We start from the raw sequence: 16,533 nt of genomic DNA, 5'->3' as shown, positions 1-16,533 counted from the left end.
TCAGCCCCCTACCGCGAGCTTCTTCGCGCCGCAGTCCATCAGCGTGCTCCCGACCGCGGCCACCTCCGGGTCGGCGACCTTGTCCAAGGTGTACTGCTCGGACCCGGGGACCAGGGGCGCGGCGGCGGAACTCCACTCCGCGCGCCAGCCGTTCCCGGCGTACGACGTCGACCGCTCGGTGCCGTCGGCCGACTGCGGGTGGAAGTACTCGAAGTGCTCCGGCCAGTGCTGGAAGTCCATCACCGGGCCGGGCTGATAGGCGTCGTACACACGCTTGTACGCGTCCCGGCAGACCTGCTCGGGCAGCCCGCTCACGTTCAAAAACTCGTCCTCGTGCAGCGCCTGTTCGACCGACAGCCAGTTGAGGTGGTCGATCTCGGTGCGGATCACCTTGTTCCGCACCGCGTCCTGGTACACCGTCGTGCCGGGCATTGCCGACAGGTACTTCACCCGGGTCACGTGGTTGTACTGCTCGGCGAACTGCACCATGTCCGACAGGGACTCCTCCGTCTCGTTCGGCAGACCGACGATGAGCAGCGAGCCGAACCGCACGCCGCCCTCGAACGTGGTGCGCATCGCGCGGACGGTCAGGTTCTCGCTGCTGCCCTTGCGGGCCTCGCGCAACACCTCGCGCCCCAGCGACTCGACGCCGTACAGGATGATGTCCGCTCCCGCCTCCCGCATCGCGTCGATGCGCGGTACGTCCATGTCGGCGCACCGGGTCAGACAGGTCCACCGCAGATCGTGCTGGGAGATCACGTCGCACATCTCGATGGTCTGGCCGCGGTGCGAGCTGAACGTGAGGTCGACGAAGAAGCAGAACTCCACGCCGTACTGGGTCTTCAGCCAGTCGAGGTCGCGGTCCATCTTCTCCGGCGACTTCGCCCGCACCTGCGGGGTGGTGCGGTAGCAGAACGAGCAGTCCATCTTGCAGCCGCGGCTGTAGGACGAGATCACCTGCGGCTGCATGCCGAGCGGCGACCGCGACTGGGGCCACAGGTCGAGCCGCATCCTGGGCAGCGCGTCGAGATCCATCATCTGGCCACGCGGCGGTGTGCGGCGGGCGTTTCCCTTCTCGTCCCGGTAGCAGATGCCCTTGACGGTCGGGAGGTCCTGCTTCCACGATCCGCGGGCGTAACTCTCCATCAGCTCCAGGATGGTGATCTCGCCCTCGCTGATCACCGCGATGTCGCAGGCGGTGTCCGACATGAACACCGCCGGCGCGGAAGTGACCAGCGAGCCGCCGCAGATGATCGGTACGTCCGGGTGCGATGCGCGGACCATGTCCATCAGCGCGCGGCAGAAAGGGAAGTTGTCCTCGAACGTGCACATGCCGAGCACGTCGGTGCCTTCGTTGATCTGCTCGTACGCCGCCTGCAGGGGGTTCGGGGTGTAGCGGACGTCGACGATGCGCACCGGATATCCGGCGTTGTGCAGCACGGTCGAGATGTAGGTCGCACCCTCGTAGGGGGAGGTGAGGAAGAACTCCCAGCCACGCGGCATGGTGAACGGCGAGGGCCCGACGACGAGGGTGAACCTCGGCAACGTGGGATCGAGCGGCACCGGTTCGGCGTCCTGATCGCGCATCTGATCGATGTAGCGCTGGTCGACGGTGCCGTTCGCGTCGGCATACAGCTCCAGGGCCAGGGACAACTTACGTGCCATGTGAATGCTCCCTCGCTTCACGGTCGTGGAGTCTCCGCCGCGTAACTGTAGGAGCCGGACGCGCTGTTGAGCACGTGTGTTCAGGTCGCACAGCTCGTCGTTGTCGTACGCCGCGAGCTCGTTGTTACCTTTCGGGGCCGCTGGAGTCGACAGAGGAATACCGAGGTATCCCGGTGACCACACAGCCGAACATCCTGTTCATCTCCCTGGACACCGTGCGCGCCGACGTGGCCTATTCGGGGAAGTACCCCGGCATCGAGCGGCTGCGCGCGAGCGGGGTCAGCTTCACGCAGGCGATCTCGTCGTGCCCGCTGACGCCGGTCAGCCACGCCACGGTGTTCACCGGGCTCCAGCCGCCCCGCCACGGGGTCAGGCACCTGTTCCGCGAAGCGCTGGACAAGCGGGTACCGACGTTGGCGGAGCGCCTGTCGGCAGCCGGGTACACGACCGGCGCGGTGGTGTCCTGCCCCGGCATGAACCAGTGGTACGGGATGGATCGCGGGTTCGACTTCTACGACGACGAGATCCCGCTGCTGCCGGACGGCCGGGACCCGCTGTCGGTCGGCGACGTGAAGCTGCGCGGGCTGGCGCTCAAGCGCGCGCCGGTGGTGGTCGAACGCGCCACCCGCTGGCTCGGGTCGCTGGACGGCGCCGCCCCGTTCTTCCTGTTCGCGCACTTCTTCGACGCGCACTGGCCGTACGAGCCGCCGGAGGACGTCGGCGTCGAGGTGGCCAACCCGTACGAGGGCGAGATCGCCTACACCGACCACTACGTCCAGCTCCTGCTGCGCCGCATCGCCGAGATGGGCCACGACATCGAGTCGATGCTGGTGGTGTGCTTCTCCGATCACGGCGAGGACCTGGCCGGGTGGTACCCCAACGACCACGCCGGCGACCTCGGCCACCCGTACGAGGAGGGCCACGGCTGCCTGCTGTTCGACGCGACCCAGCACGTGCCGCTGGTCATCAGCGGTCCCGGGGTACCGGTGGGGATGAGCGTGGACAGCCAGGTGCGGCTGGTCGACATCATGCCGACCGTGCTCGACCATCTCGGGCTGGACCCGCTGTCGTCGGACGGCGCCTCGCTGACCGAGTTCTTCGCGGACGGCACCGGGGTGTCCCGCGAGGCGTACTCGGAGACCTACTTCCCGCAGGAGCGGGCCGCCGCCTCGGACGAATACCCGGACCTGAAGGCGCTGCACGCGGTACGGGCGGACGGGCGGAAGGTGATCTGGGAGGCGGACGGGCGGCAGGTGTGGGCCTATGATCTCGCCGCCGATCCCGATGAGCTCGGCGGGCGGGTTCTCGTGTCCGATGAGGACGCATGACACCAGGGGTGACCTCGGCGCCCCGTTCGGTCCGCCGGGTGCTGATCGCGAGCACGATCGGCACCGCCATCGAGTGGTACGACTTCTATCTCTACGCGACGGCGTCCGCGCTGGTGTTCGGCCCGCTGTTCTTCCCCGGCTCGTCGGCTGCCGGCGGTGTGCTCGCGTCGTTCGCCACCTACGCGGCCGGGTTCGTCGCGCGCCCGCTGGGCGGCCTGCTGTTCGGCCACTTCGGCGACCGGGTGGGCCGCAAGTCGATGATGGTGTGGACGTTGCTCGTCATGGGCTTCGCCACGTTCGGCGTCGGCCTGCTGCCCACCTATGAGACGGCGGGTGTCCTCGCGCCGGTCCTGTTGGTGACGTTGCGCGTCGCGCAGGGCATCGGCATCGGCGGCGAATGGGGAAGCGCGGTGCTGCTCAGCACCGAACACGGGCCGCCCAAGCGTCGCGGCTTCTTCAGCAGCTGGCCCGCGATGGGCTTCGCGCTGGCGTTGTTCGGCAGCAACCTGACCTTCGTGCTGATCTCCAAGCTGCCCGAGGACGACTTCCTGACCTGGGGATGGCGGCTGCCGTTCCTGGGGTCCATCGTCCTCGTCGGCATCGGCATCTGGGTCCGGCTGGGGATCGAGGAGACACCGGAGTTCGTGCGTGGCCGGGCGGAGAACCGCCCCGCCAAAGTGCCGGTGATCATGGTGCTGCGGCGGTGGCCGCGCCGCGTGGTGATCGGCATTCTCGCCTCGCTCGGCACCGGGTCGGTGATCGCGATGTTCACCGTCTTCCTGGTGGCTCACGCGGCGAAGGCCGGGCCGGAGGTGCGGTCGACCGTGCTGACCGCGCTGATGATCGCGGCCCTGGGAGAGTGCGTGACCCTGCCGGTGTTCGGCGCGCTGTCCGATCGGTTCGGCCGCCGGCCGGTCATGATCTTCGGCTACGCGGTCTCGGTGGCGGCGATGATCCCGGCGGGCGCCTGGCTGTCCTCGGGCGATCCGACACTGGCCGTCCTGGTGCTCGTCCCCGCGCTGACCATCGCGCACGGCGCGATCTACGGTGGCCTGGCGGCGTTCCTGGTGGACCTGTTCCCGACCATGGTGCGGTTCTCCGCGATCGCCGTGACCTACCAGGTGGGCGTCACCGTCTCCAGCTTCTGGCCGCTGGTCGCGGTCGCGATCACCGGCGACTCGTCGTCGCTGCTTCCGGTGATCGCGCTGTTCGCGGTGGTCCAGCTGGCGGCGGCGATCGCCGTGGCGTGCGCGCCGGACTCACGCGCTGACGCGGACCTGTTCGCGGACCCGGCAGGCGAGTGCCGACCAGTCGGCCGCGCAGTCCATGGCGAGGTCGGCGACCACCGGTGACCAGCGATGGGGCACGGCGGCGGCGAGACGGTCCCACTGCGCGGTGTCGAGGGTGTTGGCGTCGAGCAGCCGCAGGAGCGCGCGGCCGATCTCGGAGAACCGCAACGACGGATCGGTGCGCAGCGAGAGCAGGAACCGGTCGCGTTCGGCGCGAGGCGTGCCGGGGGCGCCAGGGGTGTCGGGGGAGCTGTTGTCACCACCGGGGTGGGGGCCCGATGCCTTGTCCTCCGGTGCGCTGCTTTCCGTGCGGTGTCCGGCGGAAAGGCGATACCGCAGCGGAATTGGATCCTCGCCGCGGCGCATTCTTTCCCGGACATCCCTGGCGGTGCCGACCGATATTCCGGCGATGCGGGCGATCGCACGCAACGAAAGATCTGGATTGTTCGAAATCGCCTGACTCGCCATCGTGCGCCCGTGGGAGGCGTCGAGTGGCCGCACTTTCCCGTCGCGGCCGAGGCGGGTGTGCAACTGAGTCATTTCCCCGGTTGTACGCTGCCGGACAGCGGCCACCGTCTTGGTGGACAATCCGGCCGTCGACGCGATCAGGCGGTCCGACAGGTGCGGATGCGACGACAGGATCCGGGAGGCGGCGGCGGTGCGGTCGGCCAGCGTCAGCGGCAACCCCTGGGTCACGTTGGCGCTCACGGCCAGCACGAACGCGTCCTCCTCCGTGCCGTCGACGAACCGCACACCGATGGTGGTCTCCCCGCGCAGTTTGGCCGCACGCAGGCGGTGCACGCCGTCGATCACCTGCATGGTCGGCCGGTGCACGAGGATCGGAGGGAGGTCGTCCGGGCACTGCGCGAGCGCGCTGACGTGGTCGGGAAGGGAGCCGGCGACCCGCACGAGAGACGTTTCGGTCACCTGGTCGACCGGCACGAACGTCGGTGCCGTGTCCCTCGGTCGCGTATCCAGCGATGTCCCGCTCATCCGAACTCCTCCAGATGGGCCAACCCATTTCCGAGCACGACGCGGCCACGCTCACGCTCGGCGGAGCGCGACTGATCGGACCTCGGGAAGCGGCTACAAGATACTGGCCAGATTATGGCACCGAACAGACCGGCGAGACAAAGATTCCCTTAGTAAATTCTCATAATTGCCCTGGTCGGCGCGTCGGTTTAGCTTCGAGGTAAGCGCCTCGTCGACCTCGTTGACACCGATCTGCTTTATGAGACAGAGTTCCCCCCGTTCTCTCTCATAGATTTCCGTGGGTCACGGAGTGTGAAACGGCAGTGGACGCGCGAATAGATACGGTGAATTCCCTACCGGCCGGGACGATGGTGGGGGCGTTCCGTCGCCAGGTCGCCCGGGCCCCGGAGGCGATCGCGGTGGTCACCGCTGACGGCCCGCTCTCCTACGGTGAGCTCGACGCCCGTGCTTCCGCGGTGGCCGGCGGGTTGCGGGACCGCGGGATCGGGCCGGACGACATCGTCGCCGTCGTGATCCCGCGCGGCGCGGACATGGTGGTGGCCGTCGTCGCCGTGCTCGCCGCGGGAGCCGCGTACCTGCCGGTCGACTCCACCCAACCGCCGGACCGGGTGGCCGCCTTGCTCGCCGACGCCCGCCCCGCCCTGGTGCTGACACCGGGGGAGCTGCGGGTGCTGGAGGCCGCCGAGGCGTCCGCCGCCCCGGTGGCGGAACCCGATCCGGCGTGCGCCGCCTACGTCATCTACACCTCCGGCTCGACCGGAGAACCCAAGGGCGTGGTCGTTCCCCACGCGGGGATCGCTCATCTCGTCGCGGCGCAACGGGAACGCTTCGGTGCCCGACCGGGTGCCCGGGTGTTGCAGTACGCGTCGGTCGGCTTCGACGTGGCCGTCGCCGACCTGTGCATGGCGCTGCTCACCGGGGCCACGCTCGTTCTCGCGCCGCCCGAAGGCCTTCCGCCCGGCGAACCGTTCGCCCGGTTCATCGCCGAGCACGGCGTCACCCACGTGTGCATGCCGCCGAGCGCGCTCGCCACCCAGCCGGACCTGGCGCTGCCCTCGGTCGCCTGCCTGATCGTCGCGGGGGAGGCCCCGGGCCCGGACCTCGTCGCCCGATGGTCCCCCGGCCGCCGGATGATCAATGCCTACGGCCCGACCGAGACGACGGCGTGCGCCACCATGAGCGCGCCGCTCACCGACAGCCCGGTGGTGCCGATCGGGGCGGCGATCCCCGGCACCGGACTACGGGTGCTGGACGAGAAGTGCGCCCCGGCCGCGGAGGGCGAGCTGTACATCGGCGGCGCCGGGGTCGCGCGCGGCTACCTCGGCTGCCCCGGGCCGACCGCGCAACGGTTCGTCGCCGACCCGTGGGGGCCGCCCGGGTCACGCATGTTCCGCACCGGCGACCTGGTCCGCGTGCTGCCCGACGGCGACCTGCTGTTCCTCGGCCGGGCCGACGATCAGGTGAAGATCCGCGGCCACCGGGTCGAACCGGCCGAGGTGGAGGCCGCGCTCGGCGCTCACCCGGCGGTGGCGCGGGCGGCGGTCGTCGCCCGCCCCGGACCGTTCGGCGCCTACCTGGTGGGCTATGTGGTGCCGCGCGGCGCGAGCGTGCCGGACCTCCGCGCGTACCTGGCCGAGCGGCTGCCGGCGCACCTCGTCCCGGACCTGATCGAGGTGGTCGGGCATTTCCCGTTGACGCCCAACGGGAAGCTGGACCGGGCCGCGTTCGCGGAGCCCGCGCCGCGGGCGTCGGGCACGCTCGCCGACGACCTCGCCCGGTTGTTCGCCGAGGTGCTGTCGGTGGATTCGGTCGCGCCGGACGACGACTTCTTCGCCCTCGGCGGCACCTCGCTCATGGCCACCGCGCTGGTCAGCCGGATCCGGCTCGAACTGGCCGTGGAAGCGTCCGTCGCCACCGTGTTCGACGCCTCCACACCCGCCGAACTCGCCAACGCCCTGTCCGTGACGGCCTCGGCGAACACGGCGAACACGGCGGACCCGGCGAACTCGGCCCGGGGCCGGACATGAACGTCGTCATCGTCGGGGCGGGTATGGCCGGAACGATGCTGGCGATCCGGCTGGCACGCCGCGGCCACCGGGTGGACGTGGTGGAGCGGCGCGGCGACCCACGCGGCACGAACGGCCCGGACGCCGGATCGATCAGCGTCGGGCTCTCCGAACGCGGGCGGGCGGCGCTGCGCGACATCGGCCTCCTCGAAAAGGCCCTGGCCGCAGCGGTTCCCATGCACGGGCGGATCGTCCATCACAGCGGCCGGGTCAGCTACCAGCCCTACGGCGCGGACGACACCGAGGTGCTGCATGCGGTCCGCCGCCACGACCTCAATATCACCCTGCTCGACGCCGCCGCGTCGGTTCCCCGGGTGCGGCTGTGGTTCGGGCACCGCGTCACCGGCCTGACCGGTACCGAGGTGCGGACCCCCGCCCGGACGTTCCCGGCGGATCTCGTCGTGGGCGCGGACGGCGCGTACTCGACCGTGCGCACGCACCTGCACCGCCGGGTGCGCGCCGAGTTCCACCAGACGCACCTGGACTGGGGCTACCGGGAGTTCACCATCCCGGCCGTCGACCGACCGGAGGCCTTGCACGTGTGGCCCGGCCGACGGGGACTGGTGGTGGCACACCCCAACCCGGACGGATCGCTGACCGGCACCGTTTTCCTGCCGTTCGACGGCGACACCGGGTTCTCGGGGCTGCGCGACCCGGCGCGGGCCGGCGCGTTCCTGGCCGAGGAGTTCGGCGACCTGACCGATCTGGTGCCGGACCTGGTCACGCAGTTCCTCGCGCACGAACCGGGCACCCTGGTCTCGGTGCGTACCGCGCCGTGGCAGCACGACCGTGTCGTCCTCGTCGGCGACGCCGCGCACGCCGTGTTCCCGTTCTACGGCCAGGGGATGAACGCCGCGTTCGAGGACTGCGCGGTGCTCGACGCGTGTCTCGCCGAGCACGCCCCGGGCGACGCGCTCGCCGCGTTCGAGGCCCGCCGCCGCCCGCACACCGACGTGCTCGCCGAACTGTCCGCGCGCAACTTCGTGGAGCTGCGCGACCGGGTGCGGTCACCGGTGTTCCGGGCCCGCAAACGGATCGACTTCGAGCTCGGCCGCCTGTTACCGGGGTGGCGGACGCTGTACGCGATGATCAGCCACAGCAGCCTCCCGTACGGCGACGCGCTCGCCCGGGCCCGCCGCCAGGACCGCCTCCTCGGTGGACTCGGTGGACTCGGCGGGCTCGGCGCAGTCACGTTGTTCGCTGCGGCACGGCGGAAGCGGAGCGGGAGATGCTGAGCCACCCGGCGGGTGACGTCGCGCTGTTCGAGCCGGATCACCCGGACCTGCCTGCCGCCGCCGAGGTGGTGCTGGCGTGGGCGCGGTCCTACCTGTGCCGACCGCACCCCGATCTGGGCCGGGGCGGCGACGTCTGCCCGTACACGGCCCGCGCGCTGGAACGGGGCGGGCTCTTCCTCGCCGTACACCCCGGCCGGCCCGACCTGCGCGCGGTGATGGCCGCTTACCGCGACTGGTTCCCCGACCTGCCTCCGCGTGAGGGGCCGGGGGCCAGATACCGGACGGTCCTGGTGGTGCTGCCGGACGTCACGCCCGGGGAGATCGACCGCACGCAGCGGGAGCTGAAGCCCGGATTCGTGGAACGCGGCCTGATGATCGGTGAGTTCCACCCGGGACCACCGTCCGCACCCGGTCTCTGGAACGCCGACTTCCGGCCGATGCGCAGCCCGCTGCCATTGCTGGCGGTGCGGCACATGGTGTCCGCCGACGCGCCGTTCCTACGGGCCGACCCGGAGCAACTGGCGTCGTACCAACGGCGGTTCGGAGACCGGGGAGCGAGTCGATGACGGTTCCGCTCCCGCCCGGGGCCCGGCGCCTGTGGTTTCTGGAGGCGTTCGCCGATGGCGCGCCCCTGCACAACAACCCGGCGGTGTTCCGGTTGGCCGGCCCGGTGTCGGTGGACGCGCTCCGGCGTGCGGCGGATCTGGTGGTGGCCCGGCACCCGGTGCTGCGCACCACATGCGACGAGGTCGACGGCGAGCCGGTCGGACGGGTGGGTCCGGTGGGCGCCGCGGACGTCGTCATACGTACAGTGCCGGCCGCAGACGTTGAGGCGTTCGCGGCGCGGGCCGCACGGGAACCGTTCGACCTGCGCACCGGGCCGTTGTTCCGGATCCGCCTGGGCCACATCACGCCGACCGACCACATCCTGGTGATCAACACGCATCACGCGGTCGTCGACGGCAGGTCGCTGTCGGTGCTGTGCGCGGAGATCAGCGCTCTGTACGCCGACCCGGCCCGGCCACTGCCGGATCCCGGAGCGCCGCCGGACATCATCGACCAAGACCCGTCCCGCCGGGCGTCCGATCTGGACGGTGTGCCGGACCTGCTCACCCTGCCCACCGACCGGCCCCGCCCGAGGATGCGCGCCTTCCGGGGCGAGTTGCGCCGCCATGCCGTCCCCGAGGGTCTCACCGCGCGGGTCGACGCGCTCGCCCGCGCCACGCGTGCCACCCGGTTCGTCGTGCTGCAGGCCGCGTACGCCGCCACGTTGGGCACGACGGCGGGTCAGGACGACGTAGTGGTCGCCACCCTGGTGTCCGGGCGGCCGGGCCCGGAGTTCGCCGATGTCGTCGGAATGTTCGTGAACCCGGTGCCGCTGCGGATGGGGATCGGCGGCGATCCGACGTTCCGCCAACTGGTGGCCAGGGCCCGCAGCGCGGTGGCGGCGGGACTGGGCGGCGCCGCGGTCCCGTTCGACCGGATCGTCGAGGCGGTCGGCGCCTCCCGCGACCCGAGCCACGCGCCGCTGTGCCAGGCGCACCTCGTGATGCAGGAACCACCCGAGCTGGTGCTTCCCGGCGTGCGGGCCGAGCGGATGCCGCCGGACACGGGCACGGCCGACGTCGATCTCACCGTGATGGTGGAGTCCGGCGGCACGGAGATGGCCGTGGTCACCGAGCACGACACGGATCTGTTCGACGGGGAGACGGTCGACGGTGTCGCCGGGCGGCTGCTGGCCCTGCTGGACCGTGCGTGCGCCGACCCCGATCGCCGGTTGTCGGCGTTGACGGCGGGAACTTCGGCCGCCGCGTCGGTGGCCGGGCCGGCCGGTGCTCCGGCGCCGTCGACCGTGCTGGAGCTGATCCGGTTCGGCGCGGACGGCCTCGCGGTGGGGGAGTTGTCCTACGCCGAGCTGGAGCGCCGTTCGGCGGCGCTGGCCTCGGTGCTGCGGGCGAAGGGCGCCGGGCCGGAGGTGTGGGTCGCGGTGGACCTGCCGCGCGGCACGGACCTGGTGGTGGCCATCCTCGGGATCTGGCGGGCGGGCGCGGTGTACGTGCCGGTGGAACCGCTGTGGCCCGAGCCGAGGCGCCGGGCCGTCACCGGGGCCGCCCGCGTCGTGCTGACCGGGATCCCGGACCTGCCGGAGGAGTTCGAGCGCGTCGAGCCCGCAATCGGCCCCGAGTCACTGGCGTACGTGTTCCACACGTCCGGGTCGACCGGCCGCCCGAAGGCGGTGGGCGTGCCGCACCGGGCGGTGGCCGGGATGCTGGCCCGGTCGACGGCGTTGGTGGGGCTGGCCGCCGGGGACGTGGTGGCGGCCATGACCTCCCCGGCGTTCGACATCTCGGTGTGGGAACTGGTGGCGCCGCTGACGGTGGGCGCCCGGGTGGCGCCGATACCGCCGGAGACCGTCGGCGACGGTCCCGCGCTGGCGCGGCGACTGAGGGCCGAGGCGGTCACGGTCGTCCAGGTCACCCCGTCGGTGTGGGCGGTGCTGGTGGCGGCCGGGGGCGTTCCGGAGTGCGTGCGGGTCCGCGTGTCGATCGGGGAGGTGCTGACGCCGGAGCTTGCCGGGTCGCTGGGCGGGGCCGCGCTGTGGAACGCGTACGGTCCGACCGAGACGACGATCTGGTCGACCGCCGAACGGGTGCGCGGAGGCGGCCGGTTCGGCATCGGCGACCCGCTCGACGGTGTGGCCGCGCATCTGCTGAACGCGGGCCTGCGACCGGTCGACGACGACGTGGTCGGCGAGGTGTACCTGGGTGGTTTCCCGTTGGCGCGCGGCTATCTCGGCGCACCGGGCCGGTCCGCGACGAGGTTCGTCGCCGACCCCTTCTCACTGGTCCCCGGCGCGCGCATGTACGCGACGGGCGACCTGGCGCGGCGCCGGCCGGACGGCCTCGTGGAGTTCGTCGGGCGGGTGGACGCGCAGCTCAAGGTACGTGGTCACCGGGTGGAACCGGCCGAGGTGGAGGCGGCGCTGCGCACGGACCCGGAGGTCGCCGACGCCCGCGTGGCCGGTGACGGCGACCGCCTGGTGGCGTACGTGATCCCGGCCGGGGGCCGTCCCCGCTGGCCGAAGGTACGGGAGCGGCTGAGCCGTGTCCTCCCCGCCTACCTGGTGCCGTCGGCGATGGTGACCGTGGACGCGTTCCCGTTGACCAGCGCCGGAAAACTGAACGTACGCGCTCTGCCCCCACCGGCAGCCGAGGATGTCACCGCCCCTGCGCCCCACCCGGGCCTGGAGACCACGCTCGCGGAGATCTTCGGCCGCCTGCTGGCTCGCCCGGTCAACCGTGACGACGACTTCTTCCTGTCCGGCGGCCACTCCCTGGCGGCGGCGAAGGCCGTTGCCAGGATCCGGGCGGCGGTAGGCGTGGAGGTGACGATCAGAACCCTGTTCGCCAACCCCACCGTCGCCGCCCTGGCCGCCGCGATCGATGCGGGCCGGGGAGAACCCGGTATTCCGGACGACTCCGGGCCGGTGCCCGCTTCACCAGGACGGCTCTCCGGCCCGCAGCACGGACTGTGGATCATCCACCAGACGGGTCAGGACAACGGCGCCTACGTCGTGCACGCCGCCGTCCGGCTGGAGGGTTCGCTCGACGAGGCGGAGCTGCGCGCCAGGTTCGCCCACACCCTGGCCACCCATCCCGCCCTGCGATCGGCGATCGTCGTCCAGGACGACACCCCGCGGCTGATCGCGGCGCCCCGCACGGACGAACTGTCGGCGCGGGCCTGGCGCACCACCGACCTGAGCGCCCACGCGGACCCGTGGCCGGAGGCCGAACGCCTGGCCGCCCGGGACGCCGACCACCCCTTCGACCTGACCCGCCGCCCGTTGGTGCGGGCCCACCTGATCAGAACCGCCCCCACGACGCATCTCCTGACGATCACGGCTCACCACATCATCTGCGACGACACCTCGATGTCGATCCTGCTGACGACCCTGACCACCGCGGATCCGATCCCCTCGCCCCTGCCCGGTGCCACGGCTGTCCAGGGGCCGCAGGCCGCGCTCAGCAGGGGAACCGGCGCGCCGGGGCTACCCGTCCCCGTACCGGCAGCCGTGGTTCCACGGCAACGAACCACCGCATTCTGGGCCGAAACACTCCGCGACGCCCCACCTGCCTCCGGACCCTCGCCGGACCACCCGTACGGCACGGCCTGGGCTCCCACGCCGGGCGGACCGCCGCACCCGGAATCCGGCCCGGCCCCGGCTCACCCCCGCCGCGCGGGCGCCGCCCCCGGCGCCACCCACCGGTTCACCGTCCCGGCCGGGCTCGCCCGCCGCTTCGCCACCTGGTGCCGGGGCGAGCGGGCCACCACCTTCGCCGGTCTCCTCGCCGTCCACGCCATCGTCTCCGCCACCCGGGACGGCGGCGGGGACCTCGTCGTCGGCGCCCCGGTCAGCACCCGCCCGGCCGGGTGGGACGACGTGGTCGGCATGTTCGTCACGACCCTCCCGCTCCGGCTCCGCACGAACAGCCGAGCCACCCCCCGCGACCTGCTCGCCGACGCCACCGGGGTGGTGGCCGACGCGATGGACCACGCCGACATCTCCCTGGCCGACATCCTCACCACGGTCCCCACCCCCCGGGAGGACCACCCCCTGTTCCGGACGATGCTGGTCCTCAACCGCGAGCAGGCCCCCGTCACCTTCACCGGCCTGACCACCACCCCGCTGCCGATCGACCGCGCCACCAGCCGTTTCGACCTCACCCTCCACATCAGGGAACGCGAGGGCGACTGGCCCGCCCTCATCGACTACCGCACCGACCGGTACGAGGCGGACACGATCACCAGGATCGCCGACCAGGTGCTGGCGGTCATGGAGACCGTGGCCCGCCACCCCGGTCTGCCCCTGTCCCACCTGGACCTGTTGTCCCCGGCCGACAACGCCGTCCACACCGCCCTCGGCACCCGGTCCGAGCCGGCCTCCCCCGGTGGACCGGACACGCCGTCCTGCGGCCCGGCCGCTGCCGGTGGACCGGACACGTTGTCAACTGGCCCGGGTTCCCCCGGTGGACCGGACACGCCGTCCACCGGCCCGGCCGCCCCCGCGCGACCGGCGGCCACGACCGTCGTGGACCTGATCGCGGCCCGGATCGCCCGGACTCCTGACGCCATCGCCGTCCTCGACCTCGCCGCCACCCCCCTCACCTACCGCGACCTGGACCGCGGATCCTCAGCGGTCGCCCGCCACCTGCGCGAGGCCGGCATCCGGAGCGAGGACCCGGTCGCGATCACCATCCCGTCCAGCGCCGACGCGATCATCGCGATCCTCGGCGTGCTCAAGGCGGGCGGATGCTTCGTCCCCATCGACCCCGCCCAGCCGCCCTCCCGCCAACGTGCCCTGATCACCGCCAGCGGTGCGAGGACCGTCCTGACCCGCGACGCCCTCCCCGCCACCGGCCGCCACGAACCGACGCCCCTCCACCCGTCCCAGCTCGCCTACGTCGTCCACACCTCCGGCTCCACCGGCGAACCCAAGGGCGTCGAGGTACAGCACGACACGCTCCTCAACCTCACCACCGCGTTCATCGCCGAACACGGCCTCACCGCCGCGCACCGCCTCCTCATGGTTCCGCCCCCGCACTTCGACGCCGCGTTCGGCGACATCTTCCCGGTCCTCGCGGCCGGGGCCACCCTGGTCATCCACCCCGACCCGGGCGGCCTCACCGGACCGGACCTCCTCCGGCTCTGCGTCGAGCACCGGGTCTCCGCGGTGGACACGGCGGCCCCCCTCTGGCAGCGCTGGGTGGCTGATCTCGCCGGGGAACGCCTGCCGTTGGAGTTCATGATGGTCGGCGGCGACATCGTCCCGGCGGCGACCGTCCGCGCGTGGGCGCAGCACGGCATTCCCCTCCACAACCACTACGGCCCGACGGAAGCCACCGTCTGCGCGACCAGCCACCGCACCGTCGACGGCCGCGAGCACCCCTCCCGACTGCCGATCGGCCGCCCGTTGCGACACGTCCGCGTCCACCTCCTCGACCGGGCTCTGCGCCGGGTACCCGTCGGCGTGGTCGGTGAGGTCTACATCGGAGGGCGGGCGCCCGCCCGGGGGTACCGGGGAAACCCGGCCGCGACCGCCGCGGCGTTCTTCGCCGACCCGTACGGCGACCGCCCCGGCGCCCGCATGTACCGGACCGGCGACCTCGCGAGGCTGAACCGGCACGGCACGCTCGAGTTCGTCGGCCGGGCCGACGACCAGGTGAAGATCCGAGGCAACCGGGTGGAGCCGGGGGAGGTGGCGGCCGTGCTCGCCGCCCACCCGGCCGTCGCGGAGGCCGTGGTGGTGGTTAGGGGGGACCGTCTCATCGGCTACGTCGGCGTCCCGGCCCCGACCGCACCCACGGGGAACACTCCCGCCCCGACCACCCTCGACTCGCGGGTCGCCGTCCCGGACGTTCCCGGTCTGCGCGCCTTCTGCGCCGACCGCCTGCCCGCGCATCTCGTGCCGGACACCGTGGTCGTCCTCGACGCCCTTCCCACCACAAGCACCGGCAAGGTCGACAGAACAGCCCTCCCCGAGCCACCCACCACCCCCTCCGTCCCGGCGGATCCGCCCCGGACCGCCACCGAGCGAGCCGTCGCCACCATCTGGGCCACCGTTCTCGACCGGTCCGACGTGGACCGCACCACGGATTTCTTCGCCATCGGCGGGCACTCGCTCATCGCCGCCCACGTCCTCGCCGCCGTCCGCGACCGCCTGGGCGTCACGGTGCCGATGCGCACACTGTTCACCGCCCCCACCGTGGCGGCGTTCGCGGCGGCCATCGACGACGGTGCCCGGGCGGACCTGCCCACGGTCGACCGGCTGCGTGCCGACGCCGTCCCCCCACCCGAGATCCGTCTGCGTACCGTCCACGCATCCGGGATCCGTCTGCGTACCGTCCACACACCCGGGATCCCCTCGGCCGGCACCCCGCGCCGGATCCTGCTCACCGGCGCCACCGGCTTTCTCGGCCGCCACCTCCTCGACCAGCTCCTGGCCCGGACCGACGCCGAGGTCCACTGCCTCGTCCGCCAGGGTTCGATCGACCGGCTGCCGGTCACCGACCGCGTGATCCCGGTCCCCGGCGACCTGACCGCACCCGGCCTCGGCCTGTCCACGGAGGATCACGACATCCTCACGACCGTGGACGCGATCTACCACAACGCCGCCGTTACGCACTTCGCCGCGTCCTACGACGCCCTCAAACCCGCCCACGTCGACGCCACCGCCGCGATCCTGCGCCTGGCCGGCGCCGGCGGCGCCCCGCTGCACCTCATCTCCACCCTCGGCGTCTTCCTCGGTGACACCCACGACGGCCGCGTCGTCACCGAGGCCGACGCTCCCACCGACCCGAGCGGCCTCACCAGCGGATACGACCTCAGTAAATGGGTGGCCGACGCCATGGCCGTCGCCGCCCGCGGCCACGGTCTGCCCGTCTCGATCCACCGCATCGCGGCCATCGTCGGCGACACCGCCACCGGCGCCGCCGACCCGCGCTCCGCGTTCAGCCGCTGGCTCACCGGATGCGTCGCCGTCGGCGCCGTCCCGGACACCGCCGAGGTGCTGGACATGGTGCCCGTGGACACGGTGGCCGCGGCGATCGTCGCGCTCTCACAGGCCCCGAACCCGATGGGCCGGGACCACCATTACCACGGCGACGGCGGCCTCACCCGTGCCGCCCTCGCCGCCGCTCTCACCTCGGCCGGTCACCCGGTCGAGGTGGTGCCGTACCACCGATGGCGGGAGCGGATGCTCGCCGACCCGGCCGGGCCCTTCGCCCCGCTCGCCTTCTCCCTGCCCGAACGCCCCCGACCGCACCCGCGGTTCGACTGCTCCCGCACCTGGGCCGCCGCGGCCGGGGCGGGAGTGGGGTTCCCCCCGGCCGACGAGCGAATGCTGCGCAGGCACCTGGACTTCCTCACCGGTGCCGGCGCGCTTTCCGGAAGTGGATGA

General features: G+C 72.2%; 8 protein-coding genes. 6 read left to right on the top strand and 2 right to left on the bottom strand.

Annotated elements, in window-relative coordinates; translation table 11 throughout:
• Nucleotides 1-1,665, bottom strand: coding sequence for a radical SAM protein (locus AB0F29_RS01580; protein ID WP_361866628.1), 1,665 nt, complete (start codon nucleotides 1,663-1,665; stop codon nucleotides 1-3).
• Between the two features lie 173 nt (nucleotides 1,666-1,838).
• Here AB0F29_RS01580 and AB0F29_RS01575 point away from each other — a divergent pair, with 173 nt between their 5' ends.
• Nucleotides 1,839-2,993, top strand: coding sequence for a sulfatase (locus AB0F29_RS01575; RefSeq protein ID WP_361866626.1), 1,155 nt, complete (start codon nucleotides 1,839-1,841; stop codon nucleotides 2,991-2,993).
• On the top strand, nucleotides 2,990-4,345 hold the full coding sequence (locus tag AB0F29_RS01570) for an MFS transporter (RefSeq protein WP_361866625.1): 1,356 nt from the start codon (nucleotides 2,990-2,992) through the stop codon (nucleotides 4,343-4,345). The genes AB0F29_RS01575 and AB0F29_RS01570 overlap by 4 nt, the downstream gene beginning before the upstream one ends.
• Here the strand turns inward: AB0F29_RS01570 and AB0F29_RS01565 are convergent.
• Complete coding sequence (locus tag AB0F29_RS01565; RefSeq protein ID WP_361866623.1) at nucleotides 4,253-5,224, bottom strand: ParB/RepB/Spo0J family partition protein; 972 nt, start codon at nucleotides 5,222-5,224, stop codon at nucleotides 4,253-4,255. The genes AB0F29_RS01570 and AB0F29_RS01565 overlap by 93 nt on opposite strands.
• A 398-nt stretch (nucleotides 5,225-5,622) precedes the next feature.
• Between AB0F29_RS01565 and AB0F29_RS01560 the strand changes: the two genes are divergently transcribed.
• From AB0F29_RS01560 to AB0F29_RS01545, 4 genes are read left to right on the top strand one after another with little or no spacing between them, the layout of a single operon-like run.
• Nucleotides 5,623-7,302 carry a non-ribosomal peptide synthetase gene (locus tag AB0F29_RS01560; protein WP_361867020.1) on the top strand — a complete coding sequence of 560 codons (1,680 nt, stop codon included), beginning with the start codon at nucleotides 5,623-5,625 and terminating at the stop codon, nucleotides 7,300-7,302.
• Entirely contained in the window at nucleotides 7,299-8,576 is a 1,278-nt protein-coding gene (locus AB0F29_RS01555) for an NAD(P)/FAD-dependent oxidoreductase (RefSeq protein ID WP_361866621.1), read from the top strand. The genes AB0F29_RS01560 and AB0F29_RS01555 overlap by 4 nt, the downstream gene beginning before the upstream one ends.
• A complete protein-coding gene (locus AB0F29_RS01550) occupies nucleotides 8,570-9,142 on the top strand; it encodes a DUF6875 domain-containing protein (RefSeq protein WP_361866620.1) in 573 nt (190 codons plus the stop codon). The genes AB0F29_RS01555 and AB0F29_RS01550 overlap by 7 nt, the downstream gene beginning before the upstream one ends.
• Complete coding sequence (locus AB0F29_RS01545) at nucleotides 9,139-16,533, top strand: amino acid adenylation domain-containing protein (protein WP_361866619.1); 7,395 nt, start codon at nucleotides 9,139-9,141, stop codon at nucleotides 16,531-16,533. The genes AB0F29_RS01550 and AB0F29_RS01545 overlap by 4 nt, the downstream gene beginning before the upstream one ends.

Origin of the sequence: Streptomyces sp. NPDC026589 (genome assembly GCF_040638385.1) — a bacterium.
In the GTDB taxonomy this organism is placed as follows: Bacteria; Actinomycetota; Actinomycetes; order Streptomycetales; family Streptomycetaceae; genus Streptomyces.
The sequence above is the reverse complement of the archived record's forward strand: the minus strand, read 5'-3'. Positions and strand labels throughout refer to the sequence as shown.

Bases quoted from the DNA above. Each gene is read 5' to 3' on its own strand.
- AB0F29_RS01580 (WP_361866628.1), bottom strand. From the start codon at position 1,665: ATGGCACGTAAGTTGTCCCTGGCCCTGGAGCTGTATGCCGACGCGAAC.
- AB0F29_RS01570 (WP_361866625.1), top strand. From the start codon at position 2,990: ATGACACCAGGGGTGACCTCGGCGCCCCGTTCGGTCCGCCGGGTGCTG.
- AB0F29_RS01560 (WP_361867020.1), top strand. From the start codon at position 5,623: ATGGTGGGGGCGTTCCGTCGCCAGGTCGCCCGGGCCCCGGAGGCGATC.
- AB0F29_RS01555 (WP_361866621.1), top strand. From the start codon at position 7,299: ATGAACGTCGTCATCGTCGGGGCGGGTATGGCCGGAACGATGCTGGCG.
- AB0F29_RS01550 (WP_361866620.1), top strand. From the start codon at position 8,570: ATGCTGAGCCACCCGGCGGGTGACGTCGCGCTGTTCGAGCCGGATCAC.
- AB0F29_RS01545 (WP_361866619.1), top strand. From the start codon at position 9,139: ATGACGGTTCCGCTCCCGCCCGGGGCCCGGCGCCTGTGGTTTCTGGAG.